General features: G+C 71.2%; 25 protein-coding genes. 19 read left to right on the top strand and 6 right to left on the bottom strand.

Annotated elements, in window-relative coordinates; genetic code table 11:
* Positions 1-28 precede the first annotated feature (28 nt).
* The 19 genes from D581_RS0125450 (at position 29) to D581_RS0125360 (ending at position 19244) form a co-directional block, all read left to right on the top strand.
* Positions 29-508 (top strand): hypothetical protein, encoded by a 480-nt coding sequence (locus D581_RS0125450; protein WP_018960009.1) that lies wholly within the window; start codon positions 29-31, stop codon positions 506-508.
* Positions 509-654: 146 nt separating this feature from the next.
* Positions 655-1362: a hypothetical protein gene (locus tag D581_RS0125445; RefSeq protein WP_018960008.1), complete on the top strand. Its 708-nt coding sequence runs from the start codon at positions 655-657 to the stop codon at positions 1360-1362.
* 863 nt (positions 1363-2225) lie between these two features.
* Positions 2226-2900: a response regulator transcription factor gene (locus tag D581_RS0125440; RefSeq protein WP_018960007.1), complete on the top strand. Its 675-nt coding sequence runs from the start codon at positions 2226-2228 to the stop codon at positions 2898-2900.
* A gap of 414 nt (positions 2901-3314) precedes the next feature.
* Positions 3315-3644, top strand: coding sequence for a TcmI family type II polyketide cyclase (locus D581_RS0125435; protein ID WP_018960006.1), 330 nt, complete (start codon positions 3315-3317; stop codon positions 3642-3644).
* Positions 3641-4912, top strand: coding sequence for a beta-ketoacyl-[acyl-carrier-protein] synthase family protein (locus tag D581_RS0125430; protein WP_018960005.1), 1272 nt, complete (start codon positions 3641-3643; stop codon positions 4910-4912). Before D581_RS0125435 ends, D581_RS0125430 begins: the two co-directional genes overlap by 4 nt.
* Positions 4909-6123: a ketosynthase chain-length factor gene (locus tag D581_RS0125425; protein WP_018960004.1), complete on the top strand. Its 1215-nt coding sequence runs from the start codon at positions 4909-4911 to the stop codon at positions 6121-6123. The genes D581_RS0125430 and D581_RS0125425 overlap by 4 nt, the downstream gene beginning before the upstream one ends.
* A gap of 86 nt (positions 6124-6209) precedes the next feature.
* A complete protein-coding gene (locus tag D581_RS0125420) occupies positions 6210-6473 on the top strand; it encodes an acyl carrier protein (RefSeq protein ID WP_018960003.1) in 264 nt (87 codons plus the stop codon).
* Between the two features lie 129 nt (positions 6474-6602).
* Positions 6603-7385, top strand: a complete 783-nt coding sequence (fabG, locus tag D581_RS0125415; protein WP_018960002.1) for a 3-oxoacyl-ACP reductase FabG — start codon at positions 6603-6605, stop codon at positions 7383-7385.
* A gap of 46 nt (positions 7386-7431) precedes the next feature.
* Entirely contained in the window at positions 7432-8373 is a 942-nt protein-coding gene (locus D581_RS0125410; RefSeq protein WP_018960001.1) for an aromatase/cyclase, read from the top strand.
* Positions 8370-9992, top strand: coding sequence for an FAD-dependent monooxygenase (locus tag D581_RS0125405; protein ID WP_018960000.1), 1623 nt, complete (start codon positions 8370-8372; stop codon positions 9990-9992). Before D581_RS0125410 ends, D581_RS0125405 begins: the two co-directional genes overlap by 4 nt.
* A 106-nt stretch (positions 9993-10098) precedes the next feature.
* On the top strand, positions 10099-10965 hold the full coding sequence (gene rfbA / locus D581_RS0125400) for a glucose-1-phosphate thymidylyltransferase RfbA (protein ID WP_018959999.1): 867 nt from the start codon (positions 10099-10101) through the stop codon (positions 10963-10965).
* A 69-nt stretch (positions 10966-11034) separates the two neighbouring features.
* Entirely contained in the window at positions 11035-12030 is a 996-nt protein-coding gene (gene rfbB, locus D581_RS01000000137705) for a dTDP-glucose 4,6-dehydratase (protein WP_032753010.1), read from the top strand.
* A gap of 47 nt (positions 12031-12077) precedes the next feature.
* Positions 12078-13592 carry an FAD-dependent monooxygenase gene (locus tag D581_RS0125390; protein WP_018959997.1) on the top strand — a complete coding sequence of 505 codons (1515 nt, stop codon included), beginning with the start codon at positions 12078-12080 and terminating at the stop codon, positions 13590-13592.
* Positions 13593-13715: 123 nt separating this feature from the next.
* Positions 13716-14837: a DegT/DnrJ/EryC1/StrS family aminotransferase gene (locus tag D581_RS0125385; protein ID WP_026290901.1), complete on the top strand. Its 1122-nt coding sequence runs from the start codon at positions 13716-13718 to the stop codon at positions 14835-14837.
* An 82-nt stretch (positions 14838-14919) separates the two neighbouring features.
* Positions 14920-15681: a class I SAM-dependent DNA methyltransferase gene (locus D581_RS0125380; RefSeq protein ID WP_018959995.1), complete on the top strand. Its 762-nt coding sequence runs from the start codon at positions 14920-14922 to the stop codon at positions 15679-15681.
* Positions 15678-17090 (top strand): NDP-hexose 2,3-dehydratase family protein, encoded by a 1413-nt coding sequence (locus D581_RS0125375; RefSeq protein WP_018959994.1) that lies wholly within the window; start codon positions 15678-15680, stop codon positions 17088-17090. Before D581_RS0125380 ends, D581_RS0125375 begins: the two co-directional genes overlap by 4 nt.
* On the top strand, positions 17087-17974 hold the full coding sequence (locus D581_RS0125370; RefSeq protein ID WP_018959993.1) for an alpha/beta fold hydrolase: 888 nt from the start codon (positions 17087-17089) through the stop codon (positions 17972-17974). Before D581_RS0125375 ends, D581_RS0125370 begins: the two co-directional genes overlap by 4 nt.
* Positions 17971-18771 carry a 4'-phosphopantetheinyl transferase superfamily protein gene (locus D581_RS01000000137700; protein WP_078625922.1) on the top strand — a complete coding sequence of 267 codons (801 nt, stop codon included), beginning with the start codon at positions 17971-17973 and terminating at the stop codon, positions 18769-18771. Before D581_RS0125370 ends, D581_RS01000000137700 begins: the two co-directional genes overlap by 4 nt.
* Complete coding sequence (locus D581_RS0125360; protein ID WP_018959991.1) at positions 18768-19244, top strand: nuclear transport factor 2 family protein; 477 nt, start codon at positions 18768-18770, stop codon at positions 19242-19244. The genes D581_RS01000000137700 and D581_RS0125360 overlap by 4 nt, the downstream gene beginning before the upstream one ends.
* Positions 19245-19340: 96 nt before the next feature.
* Here the strand turns inward: D581_RS0125360 and D581_RS0125355 are convergent, their stop codons facing one another.
* From D581_RS0125355 to D581_RS0125330, 6 genes are all read right to left on the bottom strand, one after another.
* Entirely contained in the window at positions 19341-20972 is a 1632-nt protein-coding gene (locus tag D581_RS0125355) for an MFS transporter (RefSeq protein ID WP_018959990.1), read from the bottom strand.
* Between the two features lie 12 nt (positions 20973-20984).
* Positions 20985-22049, bottom strand: a complete 1065-nt coding sequence (locus D581_RS1000000139050; protein WP_018959989.1) for a hypothetical protein — start codon at positions 22047-22049, stop codon at positions 20985-20987.
* Between the two features lie 239 nt (positions 22050-22288).
* A complete protein-coding gene (locus tag D581_RS0125345; RefSeq protein ID WP_018959988.1) occupies positions 22289-23158 on the bottom strand; it encodes a thioesterase family protein in 870 nt (289 codons plus the stop codon).
* A 79-nt stretch (positions 23159-23237) separates the two neighbouring features.
* Positions 23238-23909: a trimeric intracellular cation channel family protein gene (locus D581_RS0125340; protein WP_018959987.1), complete on the bottom strand. Its 672-nt coding sequence runs from the start codon at positions 23907-23909 to the stop codon at positions 23238-23240.
* Between the two features lie 29 nt (positions 23910-23938).
* Positions 23939-25150 (bottom strand): oligopeptide/dipeptide ABC transporter ATP-binding protein, encoded by a 1212-nt coding sequence (locus D581_RS0125335; protein ID WP_018959986.1) that lies wholly within the window; start codon positions 25148-25150, stop codon positions 23939-23941.
* On the bottom strand, positions 25147-26139 hold the full coding sequence (locus D581_RS0125330) for an ABC transporter ATP-binding protein (RefSeq protein ID WP_018959985.1): 993 nt from the start codon (positions 26137-26139) through the stop codon (positions 25147-25149). Before D581_RS0125330 ends, D581_RS0125335 begins: the two co-directional genes overlap by 4 nt.
* Positions 26140-26141: the final 2 nt, after the last annotated feature.

The raw sequence follows: 26141 nt of genomic DNA, 5'->3' as shown, positions 1-26141 counted from the left end.
CCGCACCTCCCACCGAAGGAGACTCTTCATGCACCCTCGCACACGCCTCGCCGGAACCGTCCTCGCAGGCGCCCTGCTCACCGCCTCCCTGGCGACCGCGCCGACCGCACTCGCCACGTCGCCCGCACCGGCCCCGGCGGGCTCGCTCTCGCCCGCCGGCTGCTGGAACGCCCAGGCGTCGGAGGGCGGCATGCCGCCGGCGGACGTGAAGCTGGAGTTCCGCACAGACCGGAGCGTCAAGCTGATCGGACCGCCGGACGAGAACGGCACCCCGTACTTCGTCGGGCACGGCGCCTGGACGCCCGGCTGGTCCGGATCCTTCCGCTTCACCGTCGAGCACCCGCTGCCGGGCGGTCCGCCCGGCGAGGCCCGTTCCGCGCTGAACGGCAAGCTGTCCTCGTCGAAGGCGTTCGCCGCGAAGGGTGAGACGTACTACTTCTACGACGACGGCACGACCGGCGGCCCGAGCTCCATCACCATCACCGGTACGCGCGCGGCCTGTTCCTGACCCACTTCCCCGCGGACTCGTGGCGGCGCCCGCGCGGGCGCCGTGGCACGGCGGACCGGAGGGGCCGGCTTCGGGGGTCGTCCCGTCGCCGGCCTCTTCCGGCTCTCCGCTCGATCCGGCACCCGACCCTCCGGAGGATTCGTCCGATGCGCGCCCCGCGTGTTCCGCTGCCCGACATTGCCCGCGCCGATGCCGGTGTCTCCGTGTTGTACCGATGGGTGACCGCACCGCAAGACCAACTGACTCTGGCCGACGCCTCACTGGAGACGTGGGCGAACATTCCCTGGCCTGCGGGACTCATCGCGGTACACGTCCTCGTCAGCACGAACGGCGACACCGTGCTCACGTACGAGCAGTGGGCGGGCGTCAGGGAGCTGACCACCTTCCAGGGCCACGAGCGGGACACCATCACCAAGGAGATCACGACCTCGGTCCCGGCCGTCGAGGAGTTCGATCCGCTGGTGTGCGCCCCGCACCGGAGAACTGCGGCCCACCCGGTGTCCGCACGGGCGGAGTGCCTGGTGATCAGTACGTACGGCTTCGAGAGCCTGGGGGCCGCCCGCGCCTGGTCCCGGGTCCTCGCGTCGGCCGAGGAGCGCAGAGCCGGCCCCACCCCGGGGCTGCTCGCCCGGCATTTCCTGATCGGCACCGGCGCCGGGGGCGGCGGCGTCCGGCTCCTGGACTACGCGGAATGGACAGGCGCTCACGCTCACGCGGAATTCCTGGAAAACGGATACGAACGCCGGTGCGGCACACCTACGGCCGGGATCACCCCCGGCCCCGCCCGCCGTTGCCGCCCGTACGGGGTACTGGCAGCTCCCCTCCCGGGCCGGACCCGGGCGCGCACCTGGTGAAGGACCGTAGCGGCTCATTTGCCCACGGGGCCCCGAACACACCCGGGAAAAGTGCCCGAATTACACGAACTTTTTCCCCTGCACCGGGGGTCGGATAATGCAGAGCGTAAACAAAAATTATCGATCTTCACTTTTCCGACCGAAAGTCCGGCCCGCAACACTGCCACCGGAGGCGCCGACAACTATTCTCACATCCGGAGCGATAGCCCGGCCGTCGGCACCGAAGAAAGTGAGGGAGAACACTCCGCCATCCACAGAAGCGGCAATCCGGCCGCACACCCCGCCCCTCAGAATGACCGAAAATCATCGAATCCATTACGGGCAGAGCGGGTCAAATCACCCAAGAGCAACAGCACAGAGTGGCGCACAGCAGGACGTTCGACTATCGACACCCTCATGATTCGGCCACTTTGCACCGACCGGCACCCCGTCCACCGGCACGGGGCCGTGCGAGAACGAAAGAGAAAGCGGCTCCCCCAGCAATCGGAATATTGAATTCCACCCATCCGGAGAGTGGAGAGTCTTGCGGATTGAGCCGTAATGTCGCTTCTCCGGCACAGGCTCCATGCACTCCTGGACGCATACTTAACCCCCCGTTCCTTGACATCTCTTTCCGTATTCCACTCACCAGCCTCCCCTCAAGTTAATCTTTGACAAACCGAAGGAGTGGTTTGTAGGTTCGAACGCTGGAGTGGTACTCAGCTGACGAGCTAGGGGAGAAAATGAACCAGCGTTCCAGCAATATGCTGGCGTCTTTCGTACCTGCTCCTCACGGTTCCGGGGGATCTCATCCGCAGGAACCGGGTGACGGCCGTGCCGTACACGGGGGGCATACCGCGTCAGATTCCTGGCGCCTACTGGTAGTGGAGAACGATACGAAGGAAGCAGAGTGCCTCACCCGGGGGCTGCGCAGACACGGCCACGAGGCGGTCAGCGTCGCCACGGGCGGCGCCGCTCTCCGGGCGTACGAGGACGCCGACCTGATCCTGCTGGACCTCGACCTGCCCGATCTGGACGGCTTGGAGGTCTGCCGCACCGTCCGCGCGGCGTGCGACGTCCCGATCATCGCGGTCACCGCGCGCGGCACCGAGCTGGACCGGGTGCTGGGGCTTCAGGCCGGGGCCGACGACTACTTGACCAAGCCGTACGGGTTCCAGGAACTGATGGCCCGGATGGACGCGGTGATGCGGAGGGCCCGCCACCCCCGGCGGCGAGCGCGGGCGGCGCCGGCGCCCGCCGCAGGCCCGCCTCCCACCACCATCCGGCACGGGGCGCTCGTCATCGACACCGGTTCGCGTGAAGTGACCCTGGACGGCCGGCGCATCACCCTCACACGCAAGGAGTTCGACCTCCTGCACCTCCTCGCCGCGAACCCCGACAGTGTCATCCCCCGCAAGCACGTGATGCAGCAGGTCTGGGGCGACTCCTGGTCCCGGCGGACCGTCGACACCCACGTCAGCACCCTGCGCAACAAGCTCGGCGCCAGCACCTGGGTGATCACCGTGCGCGGCGTCGGCTTCCGCCTCGGCCACGCCTGATCCGGCAGGAGCGCAGACACTCCAGCCCCACCCCGAGCCCCTTGGGATCCATGTCAACGGGATCCCAAGGGGCTCTGCCGATGGTGGACACAAACTTGACGCCGGCTTGACCCGGTGCACCAGCGCGCAGCAGCACTTGTGAAACCTGACCAACTCCTGAACAGGCTTTCCTTGCCCGGGGGCCGGACCGTCGGACAGGGTTGAGGACGTTGCCCCGGAGCTGCCACGGGCCCCGCCCCGGCCGCTCCGGACCCGGCCGCCCCGCCCCGGCGCACCCCGCTCCGACGGCGTCCTGCCGCACTTCCTTCTCCCGGGCACCGCTCGGGCCGGCGCCGACTCCGCGCGCATGATCGAACACCTGTTCGAAAGTGATCTTTCGCTTTCCTGTCACTTTGCTCTAGGAGAGACCGCCCCATGCACAGCACCCTGATAGTCGCCCGGATGGATCCCGACTCCAGCATCGACGTCGCCGGGCGCTTCGCCGAGTTCGACCGCACGGACATGCCGCACCGGATGGGCACCCGCAGGCGACAGCTCTTCGCCTACCGCGGCCTCTACTTCCACCTCCAGGACTTCGACGGCGACAACGGCGGCGACCTGATCGAGGAGGCCAAGACGGACCCCCGCTTCGTGCGGATCAGCGAGGAGCTGAAGCCGTTCATCCAGGCCTACGACCCCGCCACCTGGCGCTCGCCGGCCGACGCGATGGCGGGGCGCTTCTACCGCTGGGAGGCTTCCGCATGACCGCCCGACGCGTGGTCATCACCGGTATCGAGGTGCTGGCTCCGGGAGGCGTCGGCACACGCGACTTCTGGGAGCTCCTGAGCAACGGCCGTACCGCCACCAGGGGGATCACCTTCTTCGACCCGTCGCCGTACCGCTCCCGGGTGGCCGCGGAGATCGACTTCGATCCGCGTCTCCACGGTCTGAGCGCCCAGGAGATCCGCCGCATGGACCGGGCCGCGCAGTTCGCGGTGGTCGCCGCCAGGGGGGCGGTCGCCGACAGCGGCATCGGCCTCGCGGACCTGGATCCGCACCGGGTCGGGGTGACGGTCGGCAGCGCCGTGGGAGCCACGATGGGACTGGACGAGGAGTACAACGTCGTCAGTGACGGCGGGAAGCTGCATCTGGTCGACCACGAATACGCCGTACCGCACCTCTACAACTACCTGGTGCCCAGCTCGTTCGCGGTCGAAGTGGCCCACGCGGTCGGCGCCGAGGGGCCGAGCACCGTGGTCTCCACCGGCTGCACCTCCGGCATCGACTCCGTCGGGTACGCCGTGGAGCTGATCCGTGAGGGCTCCGCCGACGTGATGGTCGCCGGGTCGTCCGACGCCCCCATCTCGCCGATCACCATGGCCTGCTTCGACGCGATCAAGGCCACCACGCCGCGGCACGACGACCCGGAGCGCGCTTCCCGCCCCTTCGACGGCACCCGCAACGGATTCGTCCTCGGTGAAGGGGCCGCGATCTTCGTACTGGAGGAGCTGGAGAGTGCGAGGAAGCGCGGGGCGCACATCTACGCGGAGATCGCCGGATACGCGACGCGCTCCAACGCGTACCACATGACCGGGCTGCGGCCGGACGGGGCGGAGATGGCGGAGGCCATCCGGCTCGCGCTGGACGAGGCACGGATGAACCCCACCGAGATCGACTACGTCAACGCGCACGGTTCGGGCACCAAGCAGAACGACCGCCACGAGACCGCCGCGTTCAAGCGGACCCTGGGTGACCACGCCTACCGGACGCCGGTCAGTTCCATCAAGTCGATGGTGGGCCACTCGCTGGGCGCGATCGGGTCCATCGAGATCGCCGCGTCGGCGCTCGCGATGGAGCACCACGTGGTACCGCCCACGGCGAACCTGCACACCCCCGACCCCGAGTGCGACCTCGACTACGTGCCGCTGGAGGCGCGCGAGCAGCTCACCGACGCGGTCCTGACGGTGGGCAGCGGGTTCGGCGGCTTCCAGAGCGCGATGGTCCTGGCCCGCCCGGAGAGGAGCGCGGCATGAACGCACCCGTAGTGGTGACGGGGCTCGGCGTCGCCGCCCCCAACGGACTCGGCGTCGAGGACTTCTGGGCGGCGACCCGCAGCGGCAAGAGCGGCATCGCCCGCCTGACACGCTTCGACGTCTCCGGCTATCCCGCCCAACTGGGGGGCGAGGTACCTGGATTCGTCGCCGAGGACCTGCTGCCGGGCCGGCTGCTCCCGCAGACCGACCGGATGACCCGGATGGCGCTGGTGGCCACCGACTGGGCGCTCGCCGACGCGGGTGTGGCCCCCGGGGAGCGGGACTCCTTCGACATGGGCGTGGTCACGGCCAGCTCGTCGGGCGGATTCGAGTTCGGCCAGGGCGAGTTGCAGAAGCTGTGGAGCCAGGGCAGTCAGTACGTCAGCGCCTATCAGTCCTTCGCCTGGTTCTACGCGGTCAACAGCGGCCAGATCTCCATCCGCAACGGCATGAAGGGCCCCTGCGGGGTCGTCGTCAGCGACCAGGCGGGCGGTTTGGACGCCGTGGCGCAGGCGCGCCGGCAGATCCGCAAGGGAACCCCGCTGATCGTCTCCGGCGCCGTCGACGCGTCGCTCTGCCCGTGGGGCTGGGTCGCCCAGCTCACCAGCGGCCGCCTGAGCACGCGCAGCGAGCCCGCGCGCGCCTATCTGCCGTTCGACGCGGACGCCTCGGGCCATGTGGCGGGCGAGGGCGGGGCCATCCTGATCATGGAGTCGGCGGCGGCGGCCCGGGCTCGCGGGGCGAAGGTGTACGGCGAGATCGCCGGGTACGGGGCCACGACGGACCCCGCTCCCGGCAGCGGTCGCCCGCCGGGGCTGAGGAAGGCCGTGGAGCTGGCGCTGGCGGACGCGGGCACCGGACCGGACGAGGTGGACGTGGTCTTCGCGGACGCGGCGGCCGTACCCGAACTCGACCGCGTCGAGGCGGAGGCACTGACCGCCGTGTTCGGCACGCGGGGGGTGCCCGTCACCGCGCCCAAGACCATGACCGGCCGCCTGTGCTCGGGGGCCGCGCCGCTGGATCTGGCCGCGGCGCTGCTCGCCATGGAGGAGGGGCTGATCCCGCCGACGGTCAACGTCGAGCCCGTCGCCTCCTTGGGCCTGGACCTGGTGGTCGGGCAGTCCCGCACCGCCGAGGTGAGGACGGCGCTGGTCCTGGCGCGCGGCCACGGCGGGTTCAACTCCGCGGTGGTGGTCCGCGCGGCGGCATGACCGCCGGACGGGCGATCCGCCCGGGGCAGAGCACCACGGCGCAGCACCACAAGAACAGTTCGGACGAGAAGCTAAGGGAGCAGACCATGGCAACCACCGGATTCACCCTCGACGCACTGCGCCGCATCCTCCGTGAGGGCGCGGGCGCCGACGAGAGCGTGGACCTCGACGACGACATCCTCGACGTCGACTTCGAGGCGCTGGGCTACGAGTCCCTCGCCCTTCTGGAGACCGGCAGCCGGATCGAGCGCGAGTACGGCATCACGCTCGACGAGGACGCCCTCGCCACGGCGAGCACGCCACGGGCGCTGATCGAGGCGGTCAACGCGCAGACCGGCATCGCCGCCTGAGGCTTCCGTACGGCGGCACGGGGCGGCAGCGCAGGGACCCACCGGGCACTCCGCCTCTCCCCCGCCTCCCTCGGCAGGAAAGCCCCCTCCGCAGCAACGTCCCCTTCCCTCCGCAGGAAAGAAGTGACCATGTCGCAGTACCGGCCCGTCGCCCTGATCACCGGAGCCACCAGCGGAATCGGTCTGGCTGTCGCCCGCCTCCTGGCCGCCCAGGGGCATCGCGTCTTCATCGGCGCCCGCAACGACGAGAACGTCGCGTCCACCGTCAAGCAGCTGCGCGAGGAAGGCCACCAGGCCGCGGGCACCACGCTCGACGTCCGCTCCGACGAGGACGTGAAGGCGTTCGTGCGGGCGGCGGTCGCGGAGTTCGGCGGTGTGGACGTCCTGGTGAACAACGCGGGCCGCTCCGGCGGCGGAGTCACCGCCGACATCAGCGACGAGCTGTGGCACGACGTCATCGACACCAACCTCAACAGCGTCTTCCGGCTCACCCGCGAGGTCCTCACCACCGGCGGCCTGCGGGAGAAGAGCCGGGGCCGGATCATCAACATCGCCTCCACGGCGGGCAAGCAGGGCGTGGTGCTCGGCGCCCCGTACTCCGCCTCGAAGCACGGCGTCGTCGGATTCACCAAGGCCCTCGGCAACGAGCTCGCGCCCACCGGCATCACCGTCAACGCGGTGTGTCCCGGCTACGTCGAGACCCCGATGGCACAGCGGGTGCGGGCGGGCTACGCGGCCGCGTACGACACCACCGAGGAAGCGATCCTCGACAAGTTCCAGGCGAAGATCCCGCTCGGCCGCTACTCCACCCCCGAGGAGGTCGCCGGCCTGGTCGGCTACCTGGCCTCGGACACGGCCGCTTCGATCACCGCACAGGCCCTGAACGTCTGCGGCGGCCTCGGCAACTTCTGATGACACCCCACTGCCCCCTCCGCACAAGCGACTTGGAGAGCCGACGATGACCACCCGAGAGGTCGAGCACGATATCACCGTGCTCGCCGCGGCCGCCGACGTCTACCGGCTGATCGCCGAGGTCGAGAACTGGCCCCGGATCTTCCCGCCGACCATCTACGTCGATCACGTCGAACGCGGTGACCGTGAGGAGCGTATCCAGATCTGGGCGACGGCCAACGGCGCCGCCAAGCACTGGGTCTCCCGCCGCACCCTGGATCCCGAGGCCCTGCGCATCACCTTCCGCCAGGAGGTGACGAGCCCGCCGGTGGCGGCCATGGGCGGCACGTGGATCATCGAGCCGCTGTCGGAGCGGGAGTCGCGCGTCCGGCTGCTGCACGACTACCGTGCGATCGACGACGATCCCGAGTCGCTGGCCTGGATCGACGAGGCCGTGGACCGCAACTCCCGTTCTGAACTAGCCGCGTTGAAGAAGAACGTGGAGTTCGCACAAGCCGCCGAGGAGATCACCTTCTCCTTCGAGGACACGGTGCGCGTCGACGGCGCGGCCAAGGACCTCTACGACTTCATCAACGAAGGCGACCGCTGGGAGGAGCGCCTGCCGCATGTGGCGAGCGTCCGGCTGGAGGAGGTGTCGCCGGGACTGCAGATCCTGGAGATGGACACCCGGGCCAAGGACGGCTCCACGCACACGACGAAGTCGTACCGGGTGTGCCTCCCGGCGAGCACCATCGCGTACAAGCAGGTCACGCTGCCGGCTCTGATGACCCTGCACACGGGGGTGTGGACGTTCTCCCAGGAGGGCGACACGGTCGCGGCGACCTCGCAGCACACCGTGGTGCTGAACACCGACAACATCGCGCGTGTGCTCGGCGACGACGCCACGGTCGCCGACGCCAAGGCGTACGTCCAGAGCGCCCTGAGCACCAACAGCAGGGCGACGCTGGGCCATGCCAAGGACTACGCGGAGCAGAAGCGCCGGGTATGACGACGGGCAACGGTACGCAGCCGGGGGCGGCCACGGCCCCCGCCGCTCCGGTCATCGTCGTCGGCGCGGGCCCCGTCGGACTGCTGCTCGCCGGCGAACTGCGGCTCGGCGGGGCCGGCGTGGTGGTCGTGGACGACCGGCCGGGACCCACCACCGAGTCGAGGGCCTCCACCCTGCACGCGCGCACCATGGAGATCCTCGACTCCCGCGGGCTGCTGGCGGAGCTGGGCATCCCCGCGAACGAGCCCCGCGGGCACTACGGCGGGCTGCCCCTGGACCTGACCCTGCCCAGCAGCCACCCGGGCCAGTGGAAGGTGTCGCAGACCCGTACCGAGGAGCTTCTCCAACGGTGGGCACGCGATCTCGGGGCCGACGTGCGGCGCGGTCTGCGCGTGCGCGCCCTGGCCCAGGACGCCACCGGCGTGAGCGTGGAGGCCGAAGCCGCCGACGGGTCCGTGGTGCGGCTGCGCGGCTGCCTGCTGGTGGGCTGCGACGGCGAACTCAGCACCGTACGGGAGCTGGTGGGCGCCGAACTCGCCGGGCGGGAGGCGGGGCGCGAGATGCTGCGCGCCGATGTGCGGGGCGTCCGGATCGAGAACCGGCGTTTCCAGCGGCTGCCCGGCGGACTCGCCGTCGCCGCCACCCGGGAGGGGGTGACGCGGGTGATGGTCCACGAGTTCGGCAGCACGGTCCGCCCCCGTTCGGGCCCGCCCGGCTTCGAGGAGGTCGCCGCCGCCTGGAAGCGGGTCACCGGGGACGACATCAGCGGCGGCACACCGCTGTGGCTGAACTCCTTCGGCGACGCGAACCGGCAGCTCACGCGGTATCGGCACGGCCGGGTGCTGTTCGCGGGCGACGCCGCCCATCAGCAGATGCCGGTGGGCGGCCAGGCCCTCAACCTCGGACTCCAGGACGCCTTCAACCTGGGCTGGAAGCTGGCGCTCGAAGCCGGCGGGCGGGCGCCCGAGGGGCTGCTGGACAGCTACCACCGGGAGCGTCACGCGACCGGGCGGCGGGTGCTGGCGAACATCCGGGCCCAGTCCGACCTGCTGCTCGGCGGTCCGGAGGCCGAGCCGCTGCGGGCTCTGTGCGCCGAACTGCTGGCGCTCGCGCCCGTACGGGAGGACCTGGCCGCGGCGATCGCCGGGCTGGACATACGGTACGCGGACGGACCCGGTGAGCCTTCGCTGCTCGGGCGGCGGCTGCCTCCCTCGGTGCTGGACACCGGCTCCGGAGAGGTGTGGACGCCTGCGCTCCTGCGGTCCGGACGCGGGCTGTTCCTCGACCTGGGGCCCGGCCCCGTCACGGCGGACGCCGGTTCGGCGGCCGTGGTGGCGGGCTGGACGGACCGGGTCGTCCTCGCCCGCGGCCGGCCCCGGCCCGGCGACGCCCTGTCGTCGGCCACGGCCCTGCTGGTTCGGCCCGACGGCCACGTCGCCTGGGTGGGGGGCCGGACCCCGGCCGACCGCTGGGCGGGCGCGCACGACGCGCTGCGCCGCTGGTTCGGGCCCGCGGCCCACCGGAAGGCGGACGCCGCGCGGGGCCAGGAGATCTCCGCGGCGATCGGCACGCGAACTGACAGGGGAACTGACATGGGAATTGACAATCCCCTGACCTGAATTGCCTTGCCATTCTCCGGCACCCCCAAGATCCTGTAGTCGGTTTCCTTTCACTTGCACGGGAATGCGCACCGGGAAATCGCGCGAACTGAATGGAGACAGAGTAGTGAAGGGAATTATCCTGGCCGGCGGCCTGGGCACCAGGCTGCAGCCGATCACCTTCGGCGTCTCGAAACAACTGCTCCCGGTCTACGACAAGCCGATGATCTACTACCCGTTGTCCGTGCTGATGCTGACGGGCGTCACCGATATCCAGATCATCTCCACACCCGACGACCTGGGCGGCTTCCGCAAGCTCCTCGGGGACGGCTCGGAGCTGGGTCTGAACCTCACGTACGCCGAACAGGACAAACCGCGCGGGATCGCCGACGCCTTCCTGATCGGGGCCGACCACATCGGTGACGACTCGGTGGCCCTGGTGCTCGGCGACAACCTGTTCCACGGCTACGGCTTCGGTGAGGTGCTCCAGGGCAACGCACGCGACGTGGAGGGCTGCGTGCTGTTCGGCTACCCCGTGCGCGACCCGGAGCGCTACGGCGTGGGCGTGATCGACGCCGACGGCAGGCTCACCTCGCTGGAGGAGAAGCCCGCACGGCCCCGCTCCAACCTGGCCGTCACCGGTCTCTACTTCTACGACAACAGCGTGATCGACATCGCGCGCGGTCTCGAACCCTCCGAGCGTGGCGAGCTGGAGATCACCGACGTCAACCGGACGTACCTGGAACGCGGTACGGCCCGGCTGGTGGAGCTCGGACGGGGCTTCGTCTGGCTGGACACCGGCACCCACGACGCCCTCACCGAGGCGGGCCAGTACGTGCAGCTCCTGGAGCACCGTCAGGGCGTGCGCATCGCCTGCATCGAGGAGATCGCCTGGCGGATGGGGTACATCGACCGGGCCGCCTGCCACCGGCTCGGCCGCAACCTGGCCAGCTCCCCGTACGGCCAGTACGTCATGGAGATCACCGCCGCCTGACCCGGGAGAAGCCCTCCGCCGCATGCACGGAATAACTTCGAGCACGTCCACAGAGAACCGGGAATTGGCATGAGAATTCTGGTGACCGGCGGGGCCGGATTCATCGGCTCCCATTATGTGCGCTCCCTGCTCGACGGCGCCTACGGTGTCGCGGCCGACCTGCGTATCACCGTCGTCGACGCTCTTACGTACGCCGGCAACCGGGAGAATCTTCCCGCCGCGCACCCCCGCCTGGATTTCGTCCGGGGCGACATCTGCGACGGCCCTCTGCTCCGCGAGCTGCTGCCCGGCCACGACGCGGTGGTGCACTTCGCCGCCGAGTCCCACGTCGACCGGTCGGTGGCGGGCGGCGCCGCGTTCGTCCGTACGAACGTCCTCGGCACCCAGACGGTGCTGGAGGCCGCACTGCACAGCGGCGTGGAACGCGTCCTGCACGTCTCCACCGACGAGGTGTACGGCTCCCTGGCGGCCGGATCGTGGACGGAGGAGGAGCCGCTGCTGCCGAACTCCCCCTACGCGGCGTCCAAAGCGGGCTCCGACCTCATCGCCCGGTCCTACTGGCGCACCCACGGCCTGGACGTCTCCGTCACCCGCTGCTCCAACAACTACGGCCCCCACCAGCACCCCGAGAAGCTCATCCCCCGCTTCGTCACCAACCTGCTGGAAGGCATGCCCGTCCCGGTCTACGGAGACGGCCGCAACCGGCGCGAGTGGCTGCACGTCGACGACCACTGCCGGGCACTGCACCTGGTCCTCACCCGCGGCGAGGCCGGCGGGATCTACAACATCGGCAGCGGCAACGAGCTCGACAACCTCTCCCTGACCCGTCGGATCCTGGAGCTCTGCGGAGCCGACGACTCGATGATCCGGTACGTCGAGGACCGCAAGGGGCACGATCTGCGCTACGCCCTGGACGACCGCAAGATCCGCGAGGAGTTGGGCTACGCCCCGCGCATCGGTTTCGACGCCGGGCTCGCGTCGACCGTCGACTGGTACCGCTCCCATCCGAACCGGTGGAAGTCCGCGAAGGACGGCAGCACCGCCGAGACAGCCGGTGCCCTGTGACGGCACCCGACGGCCAACCGACCGCCCCACCCATCGAGGGAGCAACCGTGCACAGCGAGACGGACCGAGACCCGCTCACCGCGGACGTGATCATCGTCGGCGCAGGACCCAGCGGGCTGATGCTCGCCGGCGAGCTGCGCCTCGGCGGCGCCTCCGTCGTCGTACTGGAGAAGCTGGAGCGGCCCACCGGGCAGTCGCGCGGGCTGGGATTCACCGCACGCGCGCTGGAGTCGTTCGCCCAGCGCGGCCTGGACACCCGCTTCCCCGGCCTGGAGACCAGCCCCGTCGGCCACTTCGGCGGGGTGCAGTTCGACTACACCGTCCTGGACGGCGGCCACTTCGGGGCGCGCGGCATACCCCAGTCGCAGACGGAAGCGGTGCTGGAGGCGTGGGCGGTGGAGCTCGGCGTCGACATCCGGCGCGGCTGGGAGTTCACCGCACTCGACGAGGCCCCGGACCGGGTCCGGATCACCGCCCGGGGGGCCGGCGGGGAACAACGGCTGAGCTCCGCCTACCTGGTGGGCGCGGACGGCGGGAACAGCCCGGTGCGCCGGGCGGCCGGCATCGGCTTCCCCGGCACCCCCGCCACCCGGGGCATGTACCTCGCCGATGTGCGCGGCTGTGGGCTGCGCCCCCGCTTCCTTGGCGAACTGCTCGACGGAGGCATGGTGATGGCCGCCCCGCTCGGCGAGGGTGTGGACCGCATCATCGTGTGCGAGCACGGCACCCTGCCCGCCGGGCGCGACCAGGAGGTGGAGTTCGCCGAGGTGGCTGCCGCCTGGCAGCGGCTGACCGGTGAGGACATCTCCGGTGGACAGGCGGACTGGGTCAGCTCGTTCACCGACGCCACACGGCAGGCCGAGGTGTACCGGCGCGGTCGGGTGCTGGTCGTGGGGGACGCCGCCCACGTCCATCTGCCCGCGGGCGGGCAGGGGCTGAGCGTCGGTGTCCAGGACGCGGTGAATCTCGGGTGGAAGCTCGCGGCGACCGTGACGGGCTGGGCGCCGGCCGGGCTGCTGGACACCTACCACGGCGAACGCCACCCGGTGGGCGAGCGGTTGCTGATGAACACCCGTGCCCAGGGACAGATCTTCCTCGGCGGCCCCGAGGCCGACCCGATGCGGGAGCTCTTCACCGAGCTGCTCGCCCACGACGAGGTGAGGCGGCATCTGGCGGGCATCGTCACCGGCCTCGACGTGCGCTACGACGGCATGGGCGACAGGCCGCCGGCCGAGGCCCACCCCCTCACGGGCCGCCGCCTGCCGCACCGCGTGCTGCGCACCGCCTCGGGCGACCGGGACACCACGGGCCTGCTGCGCGCGGCCCAGGGTGTGCTGCTGGATCTGTCCGGCGACGCCGGGCTCGGCAGGACGGCCGCCGGCCACAAGGACCGGGTGGTCACCGTGACCGGGGCGCCCGCGACGGAGAGGGACGTGGACACGTTCGCCGACGCCGGGGCCGTACTGGTGCGGCCCGACGGCTACGTGGCGTGGGCCGGGTCCGACGAAGCGGGTCTCCGGTCCGCCCTGGGCCGCTGGTTCGGCGCCCCGGCGGCGGCCTAGGCCCTGTCGGCGGACTCCCGGCCGCCCTCCGGGCGACGACGGGAGTCCGACGACAGGACCCAGGGCGTGTCCGGCGGACCGCTTCCCTTCCCTCGTGAACGACCAGTACCTGGAGGTACGACAGTGACAACGCGTGTGTGGGACTACCTGCCGGAGTACGAGAAGGAGAAGGCCGACATCCTGGACGCCGTGGAGCAGGTCTTCGGCTCCGGTCAGCTGATCCTCGGCGGGAGCGTCAAGGGGTTCGAGGAGGAGTTCGCCGCGTATCACGGCGCGGCGCACTGCACGAGCGTCGACAACGGCACCAACGCACTGAAGCTGGCCCTGGAGGCCCTGGGCGTGGGCCCCGGCGACGAGGTCATCACCGTGTCGAACACGGCGGCTCCCACCGTCGTGGCCATCCTCGGCGCCGGCGCGGTCCCCGTCTTCGTGGACGTACGCGAGGAGGACTTCCTCATCGACACGGACCTCGTGGAGGCGGCGATCACCGAGCGCACCAAGGTGCTGCTGCCGGTGCACCTGTACGGGCAGAGCGTGGACTTCGCCCCGCTGCGGGCGCTCGCCGACCGGTACGGGCTGAAGATCCTGGAGGACTGCGCGCAGTCGCACGGCGCCCGCCACCACGGCGACCTCGTGGGCACCCTGGGCGACGCGGCCGCGTTCTCCTTCTACCCGACCAAGGTGCTCGGCGCGTACGGCGACGGCGGCGCGGTGATCACTTCCGATCGGGCGACGGACCAAGCCCTGCGCGAGCTGCGCTACTACGGCATGGAGAAGGTCTACTACGTCGTCCGCACTCCGGGGCACAACTCCCGTCTGGACGAGGTGCAGGCGGAGATCCTGCGCCGCAAGCTGACCCGTCTCGACACCTATCTGGAGGGCCGCAATGCCGTGGCCCGGCGTTACGAGGCCGGGCTCGGCGATCTGACCGGCCCCGGCCGGCTCCAGCTGCCGGGCACCAACGAGGGCAACACGCACTCCTATTACGTCTACGTCGTCCGCCACCCCGAGCGGGACCGGATCATCGAGGCGCTGAAGGCGCACGACATCGCGCTGAACATCAGCTACCCGTGGCCCTGCCACACCATGTCCGGCTTCGCGCACCTCGGATACGCGAAGGGCTCGCTGCCGGTCACCGAGCGGCTGTCCCAGGAGATCTTCTCGCTGCCGATGTACCCCTCGCTCCCGGAAGCGATGCAGGACCGGGTGATCGCCGCGCTGCGAGAGGTGCTGGCCTCACTGTGACCCCGTGCCGGGACCGCCCGCTCGGCGCCCCCATCCCCGACGAGACCGCGACGACACCGCGTTCCGCCAGAAAGGCAGCCTGATGCCCGACGAGGAGAGCACCGGGATCTACGACGCCGGTGACATCTATGACGCCATCTACGACGGACGGGGCAAGGACTACCGGGCCGAGTCCGAGGCGGTGACCCGCCATATCCGCGACCGTCACCCCGGTGCGGCCTCCCTCCTGGACGTGGGGTGCGGCACCGGGGGCCATCTGCGCCACTTCGCCGAGGACTTCACCCACGTCGAAGGGGTGGACCTCACGGAGGGCATGCTCGCGGTGGCCCGGCGCACCCTGCCGCACATCCCGGTGCACTACGGCGACATGCGCTCCTTCGAGCGCGGCCGCAGGTACGACGCCGTGGTCTCCCTGTTCTGCTCGATCGGCAACCTGCTGGGGCAGGACGAACTCGATTCCGCCATAGCGGAGTTCGAGCGCCATCTGGAACCGGGCGGGGTCGTGGTCGTGGAACCGTGGTGGTTCCCGGAGAACTTCACCCCCGACCACGTGGGCAGTTCCCTGACCACGGGGGACGGCCGGACGATCGCGCGGGTGTCGCACTCCGTTCGCGAGAGCGAGAGTGCCAGCCGCATGGATATCCACTACCTGGTGGCCGAACCGGGCAAGGGCGTGCGGCACTTCTCCGACTCCCATGTGAATTCGCTGTACGGCTACGAGCAGTTCGACCGGGCCTTCAGCAGGGCCGGTCTCTCGATGGAGCACGTCGCGGGCGACTACCCCGGCAACGGGCTGTTCATCGGCGTCAAGCCCCGTGTCGCGCCGGCCGGGGAGCGGACATGAGCACGGCGGCCCTGCGGCCGCGCGCGGACGCGTCGCTGACGGGGCGGCTGGCCAGGTCCGCCGCGGCCGTCGACGGGGCGTGGATCGCCACCGCCGACATCGCGGACTGGCTCGACGGCCGCCGGCGCGCCCACCGCTTCTCGGTCGAGCGCATCGCATTCGCGGAGCTCGACGGCTGGTCCTTCGCCGAGGACACCGGCAACCTGGTGCACCGCTCGGGCCGGTTCTTCAGCGTCGAGGGCCTCTCGGTGACGATGTCCGAAGGCCCGTTCCGGCACTGGGAGCAGCCGATCATCCGACAGCCCGAGGTCGGCATCCTGGGCCTGCTGGCCAAGGAGATCGACGGTGTCCTGCACTTTCTGATGCAGGCCAAGATGGAGCCGGGCAACCGCAATCTGCTCCAGCTGTCGCCGACGGTGCAGGCCACCCGCAGCAACTACACCAAGGTCCACCGGGGCGCCGATGTGAAGTATCTGGAGTACTTCACCGACCCGGACCGGGGGCAGGTGGTGTTCGACGTGCTCCAGTCCGAGCACGGTTCCTGGTTCTACCGCAAGGCCAACCGGAACATGCTCGTCGAGGCGCTCGACGAGGTGCCGCACGACGACGACTTCTGCTGGCTCACCCTCGGCCAGATCGGTGCGCTGCTCCGCCGCGACAACGTGGTGAACATGGACGCCCGGACCGTCGTCGCCTGCTTCCCGATGGGCGCCGCGGAGCCGGACGCGCTGCTGCCGGACGCGGCCGTACGGTCCTGGGTGACCGTCGAGCGGTCGCGGCACGATGTCGTGGTGGACCGGGTGCCGCTGGCGGGTCTGGCGGGCTGGGAGCAGCGTCCGGACGCGCTGAGACGGCCGGACGGCCGGTTCTTCCAGCTGGTGGCGGTGCGCGTCGAGGCGGGCAGCCGGGAGGTGTCCGCCTGGTCCCAGCCGCTGCTGGAGCCGACCGGACCGGCCGTCGCGGCGTTCCTGGTGCGCCGGATCGCCGGGGTGCCGCACCTGCTGGTCGCGGCCCGGGCGGAGGCCGGGTTCCTGGACACGATCGAGCTGGGGCCGACCGTGCAGTGCGATCCGGGCAACTGGCGCGGGGTGACGCCTCCCCCGTTCCTCGACGTGGTGCTGGCGGCGGGAGCGGATCGGATCGTCTACGCGGGCCTGCACTCCGAGGAGGGCGGCCGCTTCCTGAACGCGGAGATCCGCTACCTGTTCGTCGAGGCCGACGAGCAGCAGGCTCCTCTGAACCCGCCGCCGGGCTTCCAGTGGCTCACGCCCGGACAGCTGGGCGACCTGGTGCAGCACGCCCACTACGTCAACGTGCAGGCCCGCACCCTGCTCTCCTGCCTCCATGCGGGGGCGGCGACGCTGGACGGGCTGCGCGGGGACGCCTCCACGGACAGGGGCGGTGTGTGAGAGCCACACCCGCCGCCCTGGACTGCGGGGACGGCATCGTCCTGTCAGCGCTCGTCGCCGAGCCCGAGGGTCCCCCGCGGGCCACGATCGTGGCCCTGCACGGGGCAGGCATGGGGGCGGGCTACTTCGACGGCCGTTCCCATCCGGACATCTCCCTGCTCGCCCTCGGGGCCCGGCTCGGCTACACCGTCGTCGCCGTCGACCGCCCCGGCTACGGCCGCTCCGGGAAGCGCCTGCCGAACGGCCAGAGCCTCACCGACCAGCGCACGACGCTGCACTCCGGGCTCACCCGCCTGGTGACGGGCATGGACACCGGGGCGGGTCTGTTCCTCCTCGCCCACTCCTTCGGCGGCAAGCTCGCCCTGACCTGCGCCGCCGAACCGCTGCCCGCCCCCCTGCTCGGGCTGGACGTGTCGGGCTGCGGTCACCGGTACGCGGCCGACCCCGTGGGGCTCGGGGAGGACCACTCCAGGGAATGGCTGCGCCACTGGGGCCGCCTGCGCTTCTACCCGCCCGGCACGTTCCGGGACATGGCCGGACTCGTCACGCCACCGCCCGCCCTCGACCTGGCCGAGGCCGCGCGGTGGCCGGACGCGTTCGACGCGCTGGCCGCCCGGGTGCGGGTACCGGTCCGGCTGACGTTCGCCGAGTACGAGCAGTGGTGGCGGCACGACCCGGAGAGCCTCACCGACCTCGCCTCCCGTTTCCGGGCGGCGCCCCGCGTGGTCGTGGAGAAGCTGCCGGATTCGGGCCACAACATCAGCCTGGGCCTGACCGCCCGCAGCTACCACCTACGGGCGCTGGCCTTCCTGGAGGAGTGCCTGCTCGCGCACGCGGCGGAGCCGGCAGGGCGCCCTCCCCGGATCCTGGCCGCGGCGCCATGAGAGACCCCCGCGCGCCTCACGGGGACGACATCCGGACGGCACCGCCGCTCATGCCCGGCGTCGTGCATCTGTGGGTGCTGCACGCGGAAGTGCCGGGCCTCGTGGAAGGGCTGGGGTGCGAAGGCGCGCTGGGGATGGAGGAGACCGCCCGGGCCGCCGCGTACCGCCGCCCCCGAGACCGGCAGACCTACATCGCCGCCCATCTCGCCCTGCGGTCACTGCTGTCCGCGTACACCGGCATCGCCCCGGACCGACTGGACCTGGGCCGCGCCCCCTGTCCCCGCTGCCGCGGCCGGCACGGGCCACCCGTGCTGCGGAGCGTGCCCGCGCACGCGCCGCACTTCTCCCTGTCGCACAGCCACGGCCTCGCTGTGGTGGCCCTCGCCGCCTCGCCGGTCGGGGTGGACGTCCAGCGGACGGTGCGCGAGGAGTCGGCGCTGCGGTGCCTGGGCGCGCTGCACCCCCACGAGCGACAGCAGCTGACCGAGCTGAGCGGCCATCAACTAGCGGCAGCATTCGGCGAGTTGTGGGTCAGGAAGGAGGCGTATCTGAAGGGGATCGGAACCGGGCTCTGCCGCGGCGTGGCCGCCGACTTCCTCGGGGCGCCCGCGCCGGCCGCCCCACCCCGTCCGGAGGGCTGGAGCGTCCACAACGTCCCGTTGCCGCATGCCGGGCATCTCGCCGCCACGGCGCTCCGCTCGACCGCACCGCACCGCACCGTCATCCACCGAGAAGCCGCCCGAGCCCACCGGCCGACCCGGCCGGCGCCGCGCACACCAGAAGGGACACGTACATGACCACCACCGCACCCGACCTCGCGGACCTCTCCCGCCGCCTCCAGGCGCTGACCGACCGCGTCGAGCTGACGGAGCTGTGCGACCGCTTCGTCCGCCACCTCGACCAGGACCGGAACAGCGACCACTGGCTGGATTCGGTCTTCATCACGGACACCCATCTCACCTTCCCCATGGGAGAGTTCAAGGGACGGGAAGGGCAGGTCGCCTTCCTGGAGACGGCTCGGAAGAACTTCGAGCGCACGCACCACCTCAGCTCCAACTACGACATACGCCTCGACGGCGACAGCGCCCGTGTCACCGCGCACCTGATGGCCGTGCACCTCCGCCGCAGTGCGGAGCCGAACAGCCACTTCAGCATCGGCGGCCACTACGAGGCGGAGGCGGTCCGCACCGCCGACGGCTGGCGTCTTCGCACCCTGGCCTTCGACCTCGTCTGGAACGCGGGCGACCCCCCGGCGGGCGGAAAGATCTAGGACACTCTCTGGGAGCCATCGAAGGCCGCGCCCCTCCAGGACGAGGGGCGCGGCCTTCGGCGTGCGGCCGTCACCGTCGTACGGGCGCCCGCGGGCCTACGGGGCGGGCTCCGCCTTCTCCGCACCGTCCTGGTGACCACCCGGCCCGCCCATGCCCCGCAGCACCGTGAAGGCGACGAGGGAACCGAGCACCACCAGGACCGCGCACAACGTCGCGGCGGTCTGGAGCCCTTCGGTGAAGGCGGAGCGGGCCAGGGAGAGCACGGTGTCGCCGGTGCCGCCCGCGAGGTCGGCCGCACTGTGGACGGCTCCGCCCAGAGTGTCCTCGGCGGCGCGTGCCGCGTCGGCGGGCAGGTCCGCGGGGAGTTCGCCTTTCAGTTCGCTCCGGTAGACGGCGGTTCCGATGCTGCCGATCACGGCGACGCCCAGGCCCAGGGCGAACTCCTGGATCGTCTCGGCGACGCTGGAGGCGGCGCCGGCCCGCTCCGGCGGTGCGGATCCGACGGCCAGTTCGAGGCCGAGGATCATCACCGGGGACACCCCGAAGGACATGCAGAAGACGCCGCCGATGAACAGGGCGATCGGCGAATCGACGCTCATCTGGGAGAGCAGGACGAACGCCCCGCAGGACACCAGCAGGCCGGATCCCATGATGACCGGCGGCCGGACCTTCTTGATGACGTTGCCGGTGGTGATGGCGCCGGCGACCACGCCGAGCGCCATCGGCACCATCCACAGCCCTGCTTGCAACGGGCTCAGCCCGCGCACCAGTTGGAGGTACTGGGCGACGAAGAACAGCGTGCCCGACATCACCAGCACGGCCAGGCCCATGATGCCGAGCGCCGGTCCGAAGCGCGGTGTGGAGAAGAGGCCGAGGTCCAGCAGGGGATCGTCCAGCCTGCGCTGGCGCACCACGAAGGCCACGCCGACCGCGAGTCCGCCGACGATGGACAGGGAGTTGGCCGCGCCGAGGCCGTGGGTGGCGATGTCCTTCATCCCGTAGATCACCGCGAGGACCGCGACGACCGACATCGCGGCGCTGACGAAGTCGATGCGCCCCGCGCCCGGGTTGCGGTGCTCGGGCAGCAGCATCGGGCCCGCGACGAGCAGGAGCAGCATGACCGGGATGCCGAGCAGGAAGACCGAGCCCCACCAGAAGTGGGCGAGGAGCGCGCCTCCGGCGAGCGGGCCGAGCACACTGCCCGCGGAGAAGCAGACGGTCCACACACCGATCGCCGCCGTGCGCTGCTTCGGGTCGTGGAACATGGTCCGCAGCAGGGCGAGGGTGCTCGGCGCGAGGGTCGCCCCGGCGATGCCCAGCAGGGCCCGGGTCGCGATGAGCATCTCCGGGCTGGTGGAGAACGCGGCGAGCGCCGAGGCCGCGCCGAAGGCGCAGGCGCCCACCAGCAGGAGCCTCCTGCGCCCGATCCGGTCGCCGAGGGTGCCCATCATGACCAGGAAACCGGCCATCAGGAACCCGTAGATGTCCATGATCCACAGGAGCTGGGCCCCACTGGGCGCCAGATCCGCGCTCAGGTGGGGAACGGCGAGGTAGAGAACGCTCAGGTCCATGGAGAGCAGAAGGGTGGGCAGGGCGAGGACGGCGAGGCCGATCCATTCGCGCCGCCCGGCCTTCGGGGGTGCGGCTCCGTCGGCGGTCACCGCTTCGGGGCCGGTGGTGCCGAGGGCGCCGTTCGCGCCCTCGCCCGTGCCGCTTTCGGTCGTCATGTCGAGATGTCCTCAGTCCGTGGGGAGCGTGCCGCGGGGAACGCAGCGGCGGCCTGGTCCGTGGGTGATGCCGGAGGTGAACTCCTCGACGCGCCGCCACTCGGGCGTGTCGACCGGGTTCTCCAGGAAGGCCCGGTGGGCGTCCTCGCCGCTCCACTCCGAGTAGTTCAGCACCTGCACCCCGCCGTCCGCCGCGGCACCGCTGATCAGGAAGTGCCGCGCGAGCAGGCCGGGGGTGGGCTCGGGCTGGGCCGTCTCGGCGACCGTGATCGCGTCGGCCCAGGCCCGCGCGGATTCCGCGCTCCCGAAGCCGAAGGTGGTGATCACCACGCAGCCGGGCGTGGCGGAGGAGCCCGCCGGGCCGGGGTCCACCGTCCTGCTGCGGTACGGGACGGTCACGAGCGCCGGGGACCGCTCGGCGCCCTCGATCGCGTCGCCCTCCGCCGCCTGACGGCCGAGCTGCTCGAAGTCTCTCAACTCGGCGCTGGAAGACCACTGTTCGTAGCCGAAGACCGTGTCTCCGTTGGTGCTGACGAAGACGGTGAGCGCACCCGGGGAGGCCGGCGCCGGGGTACGCCGCCAGGCATCGAGGAGGGCGTCGGCCACGGCGTCCTGCCGCTCCGGGGAGGTCGTCCAGCGGTGCAGTACGACGACGGGGGTGGAGACGTCCGCCCCTTCGACGGTGATGACGCTGGGCCCTGTCACCGTACCGTCCTCGTAGTGGCAGTACGTGTGCCCCTTCGCCAGGAACCCGCGGCCGTGCAGGAACGCGCCGTCGAGTTCGGCCCGCGCCTCGCCCGGCACGGGGCCCGGCAGCGGGTGCCGTAGGGCGAAGCGGAACAGGCCCTCGGTGGCGGGGTCCTGGCTCCACTCGCCGCGCCCGGTGAAGTACGGCTCGCCGTGCTCGTCGCGAGGTCCGGCCAGCCGGACGATCCGGTCCGCACCGAACTCGATCTCCACGTCCACCGGCTCCGCGTCGCCCGTGGCCTCCTCGACGGCGCGGGCCTTCCAGAGGCCCACCAGGGACGGCGGAATCGTCAGGGCCGTGCCCTCGCCCTGCGTGGCGTGTTGGGTCATGGTGCACCTTCCCGGTCTGGGGTGAGTGTTCACTCACCCCAGGGTGAGTGAACACTCACCCTCCCGTCAAATGCCTGGCGCGACCCGGTGCGGACTAGTCCCCTGCCGGGTGATTTGCCCCTTTGCCGACCCTGGATTCCGGGCCACCCGGACAGCCGAAAGCGCCCCGACATCCCGGCAGATGATGCGTACGGGAACGTCGAGGCGCTCGGCGGTGGGGACCGTGCCCCGGGGTGCGGCTACGCGGTGCGCGGAGCCTTGGCGAGCTGGCGGGACTGGGCGACGAGGCGGTCGGCGCTGTCCCAGACCTCGGCGTCCTCCTCCAGGAAGCCGCCCGCGAGATTGCGGGTGGTGATGGCGACGCGCAGCGGGCCGGGCGCGGGGCGGCAGCGGATGTGGGTGGTCAGCTCGACCGTGGGGGTCCAGCCGGTCAGGCCCAGCTCGAACGAGGTCGGCGGCAGGGCGTCGACGGTGAGCAGCAGCGACAGCGGGTCCGCGTCGCGGCCGTCGGCCAGGCCGAACCAGCCGCGCATCTCGCCCTTTCCGGACGGGGCGCCGATCGCCCAGCCGACGGTGGCCGGGTCGAGCTTGATGTCGAGGCGGTCGGTGATGGCTGAGCTGCCGGGGATCCTGGGCGCGCCGTCGCTCGGGCCGAGGCAGTGGTCCCGGTCGGGCATGGCGGGCGGCAGGGCCGTGGTGCGGACGTCGTCGGGGAGCGTGTCCAGGTCGCCGTAGGTGGCCAGGACCCGGATGCGCTCGACCTCGCTGCCGTCCTCCGCGTACTGGAAGAGGGAGGCCTGCCCCGTGGAGAGGGTGCGGCCGGTCCGGACGGTCTGGGTGCGGATCACCGCGGGGCCGGGCACGGAGGCGGTGAGGTAGTGCGCCGAGACGGAGAACGGGTCGGGGTGCGGCAGGGCCTCGCCCAGGGCGCGGCCGAGCAGGGCCAGCAGATAGCCGCCGTTGACGGCGTGGATGATCGTCCAGCCCGCGGAGAGCTCGGCGTCGTAGACGCCCTCCTCGCGCAGCGTGACCGCCGTGTCCCGGTCGAACTCGCTGTCGCCGATGGTTGCCCGTGCGGTCTGCGCCGCCTCTGTCGCTGCCTGTGCCATGGCATGCACGGTACATGCACCTCACTACTGAGCGGTAGCTTTTTGCGGGCCGGATCACCGCACGAAAGACTCCGGCCAGCTAGGTGGCCGCCGAGCCCTTCTCGGCGCGGGCGGAGGAGCGGTTGTACGCGCGGGGCGCCCGCCAGTGGAAGCGCAGCGCCAGCAGCCGCAGGGAGAACGCGGCGATCACCGCCATTCCGCTGGTCAGGGCGTTGAGGGTGTCGAAGCGGATGCACAGGGCGACCATGGTCGCGCCGACGATCGCGGGCACCGCGTACAGGTCGCGGTCCCAGCGCAGCAGGGAGGGCACCTCGTTGGCCAGCACGTCGCGCAGCACACCGCCGCCGACCGCGGTGGCCAGACCCAGCGCCGCCGACGCGGTGAGCCCGAGGCCGTACTCGTACGCCTTGACCGTGCCGGTCACACAGAACAGGCCGAGCCCCGCCGCGTCGAAGACGTTGACGCCGACCTGGATGCGCTCCACGTGCGGGTGGAGGAAGAAGACCAGGACGGCGGCGAACAGCGGGGTGGTGAAGTAGCCGAGGTCGGTGAAGGCGGCGGGTGGGATCGCGCCGATCATCACGTCACGGAACAGCCCTCCGCCCAGCGCTGTCACCTCCGCGAGAACCGCGATGCCGAAGACGTCGAAGTTCTTGCGGACGGCGAGCAGGGCGCCCGAGATCGCGAAGACGAAGATCCCGACGAGGTCGAGCGCATGCTGGACGGAGGGCGTGAACAGTTCGGTGAGCACCGGGCAATTGTGCCGGTGTCGGGCGCTCCCTAGGCCTTCGGGCCGCCCTCCGTCCGTTCCGTGGCGTCCGCGGCCTTCTCCGTGGCGTCCGCGGTCTTCTCCGTGGCGTCCGCGTCGGCCTGGGCCGGTACGATCGCGGGCTCCTTCGCGGGAACCTCGGCCTCGCCCTCCGCGGTCTCCACCGCTTCGGCAGCCACCGTCTCCGTGCCGGTGACCGCCTCGATGCCCGTGGCCAGGGTCTGTGTCACCGTCCCGGCCTCGATCTCGGCCGTGAAGTGGCAGGCCACCTTGTGCCCGTCGCCGGTGTCCAGCAGCGGCGGGCGCTCCGTGGCGCACTTGGTCTCCTGGACCCACGGGCAGCGGGTGTGGAACCGGCAGCCGGCCGGCGGGTTCGCCGGGGAGGGCAGGTCGCCGTGGAGGAGGATCCGCTCGCGGCGGTCCTCGACCTCGGGGTCGGGCACCGGGACCGCCGACATCAGCGCCTTGGTGTACGGGTGCCGGGGCCCCGCGTACAGCGCGTCGCTCGGGGCCTCCTCGACGAGCCCGCCGAGGTACATCACCCCGATGACGTCCGAGATGTGCCGGACCACGGCGAGGTCGTGCGCGATGACCAGGTAGGTCAGGCCGAGGGACTCCTGGAGCTCCTCCAGCAGGTTGATCACCTGCGCCTGGACCGAGACGTCCAGCGCGGACACCGGCTCGTCGCAGATGATCACGTCCGGCTCCAGCACCAACGCGCGGGCGATGCCGATGCGCTGGCGCTGGCCGCCGGAGAACTCGTGCGGGTAGCGGGACATCGCGTTGGACGGCAGGCCGACCTTGGCGAGGATGGACTCGATCTTCTTCCGGCGCTCCGCCGCGTCCTTCCCGATGCCGTGGGCGGCCATGCCCTCGGCGAGGATGGACTCGATGTTCTGCCGGGGGTTGAGGCTTCCCAGCGGGTCCTGGAAGACCATCTGGAGACGGCGGCGGAAGGCCCGCATCTCCTCGGAGGGCAGCTTCGCCAGGTCGGTGCCGTCGAAGACGACCGCGCCCTCGGTGATGTCGTTCAGCCGCAGGACCGCGCGGCCGAGCGTCGTCTTGCCGCAGCCCGACTCGCCGACCAGCCCGTACGTCTGACCGGCCTCGACGCTCAGCGAGACGCCGTCGACCGCGTAGACGTGGCCCACCGTACGGTCGAAGAGGAGGCCCTTCTTGACCGGGAAGTGGACTTTGACGCCGTCCAGTTCGAGAAGGCTCATGCCGGGACCTCCGCCTTGGGCAGGACCGGGTTGACGCAGCGCACCTGGTGTCCGGCCGTGCGTGGTTCGGTCAGTTCGGGAGTGCCGGTGAGGCACTCCATCGTGTAGTGGTCGCACCGGGGTGCGAACGCGCAGCCGTCGGCCCAGGCGATCTTGTCGTTGATGGACCCGCGGATCGGGTGCAACGGCTCGCCGCGCGGCGCGTCCAGCCGCGGGATGGAGCCGAGCAGCCCGTGCGCGTACGGGTGGGTGGGGTGGGCGAACAGCTCGCGGCGGCCCGCCGATTCCACCGCCCGTCCCGCGTACAGGACGTTGACCTCGTCGCAGAGGCCGGCGACGACGCCGAGGTCGTGCGTGATCATCAGCAGGGCGGTGCCCTCCTGGTCGACCAGCTCCTTCAGGAGCTCCAGGATCTGCGCCTGGATGGTCACGTCGAGTGCCGTCGTCGGCTCGTCGGCGATCAGCAGCCGGGGCGCGCAGGCGACCGCCATGGCGATCAGCGCCCGCTGGCGCATACCGCCGGAGAGCTGGTGCGGGTACTCCTTGAGCCGCCGGTCCGGGTCGGGGATGCCGACCCGGTCGAGCAGGGAGACGGCTTCCTTGCGGGCCTTCTCGCCCTTCAGCCCGCGGTGGCGCTGGAGGATCTCGGTGACCTGGATCCCGATGGGGACGACCGGGTTCAGCGAGGAGAGCGGGTCCTGGAAGATCATCGCGAGCTGGCTGCCGCGCAGATCGCGCAGTTTCCGCTCGTTCATGGTCAGCAGGTTCTGGCCGTCGAACTCGGCACGGCCGCCGACGCGCACGCCCTTGCGGGGCAGCAGCCCCATCAGGGCGAGCGAGGTGACGGACTTGCCGCAGCCCGACTCGCCGACCAGGCCCACGACCTGGCCCTGGTCGACCTCGAAGGAGACACCGTCCACGGCCGTGGCGTCCTTGCGGCCGCGGGCGGTGAAGGTGACGCTGAGTTCCTCAACGGAGAGCAGTGACATGG

Source organism: Streptomyces sp. CNB091, assembly GCF_000377965.1.
The sequence above is the reverse complement of the archived record's forward strand: the minus strand, read 5'-3'. Positions and strand labels throughout refer to the sequence as shown.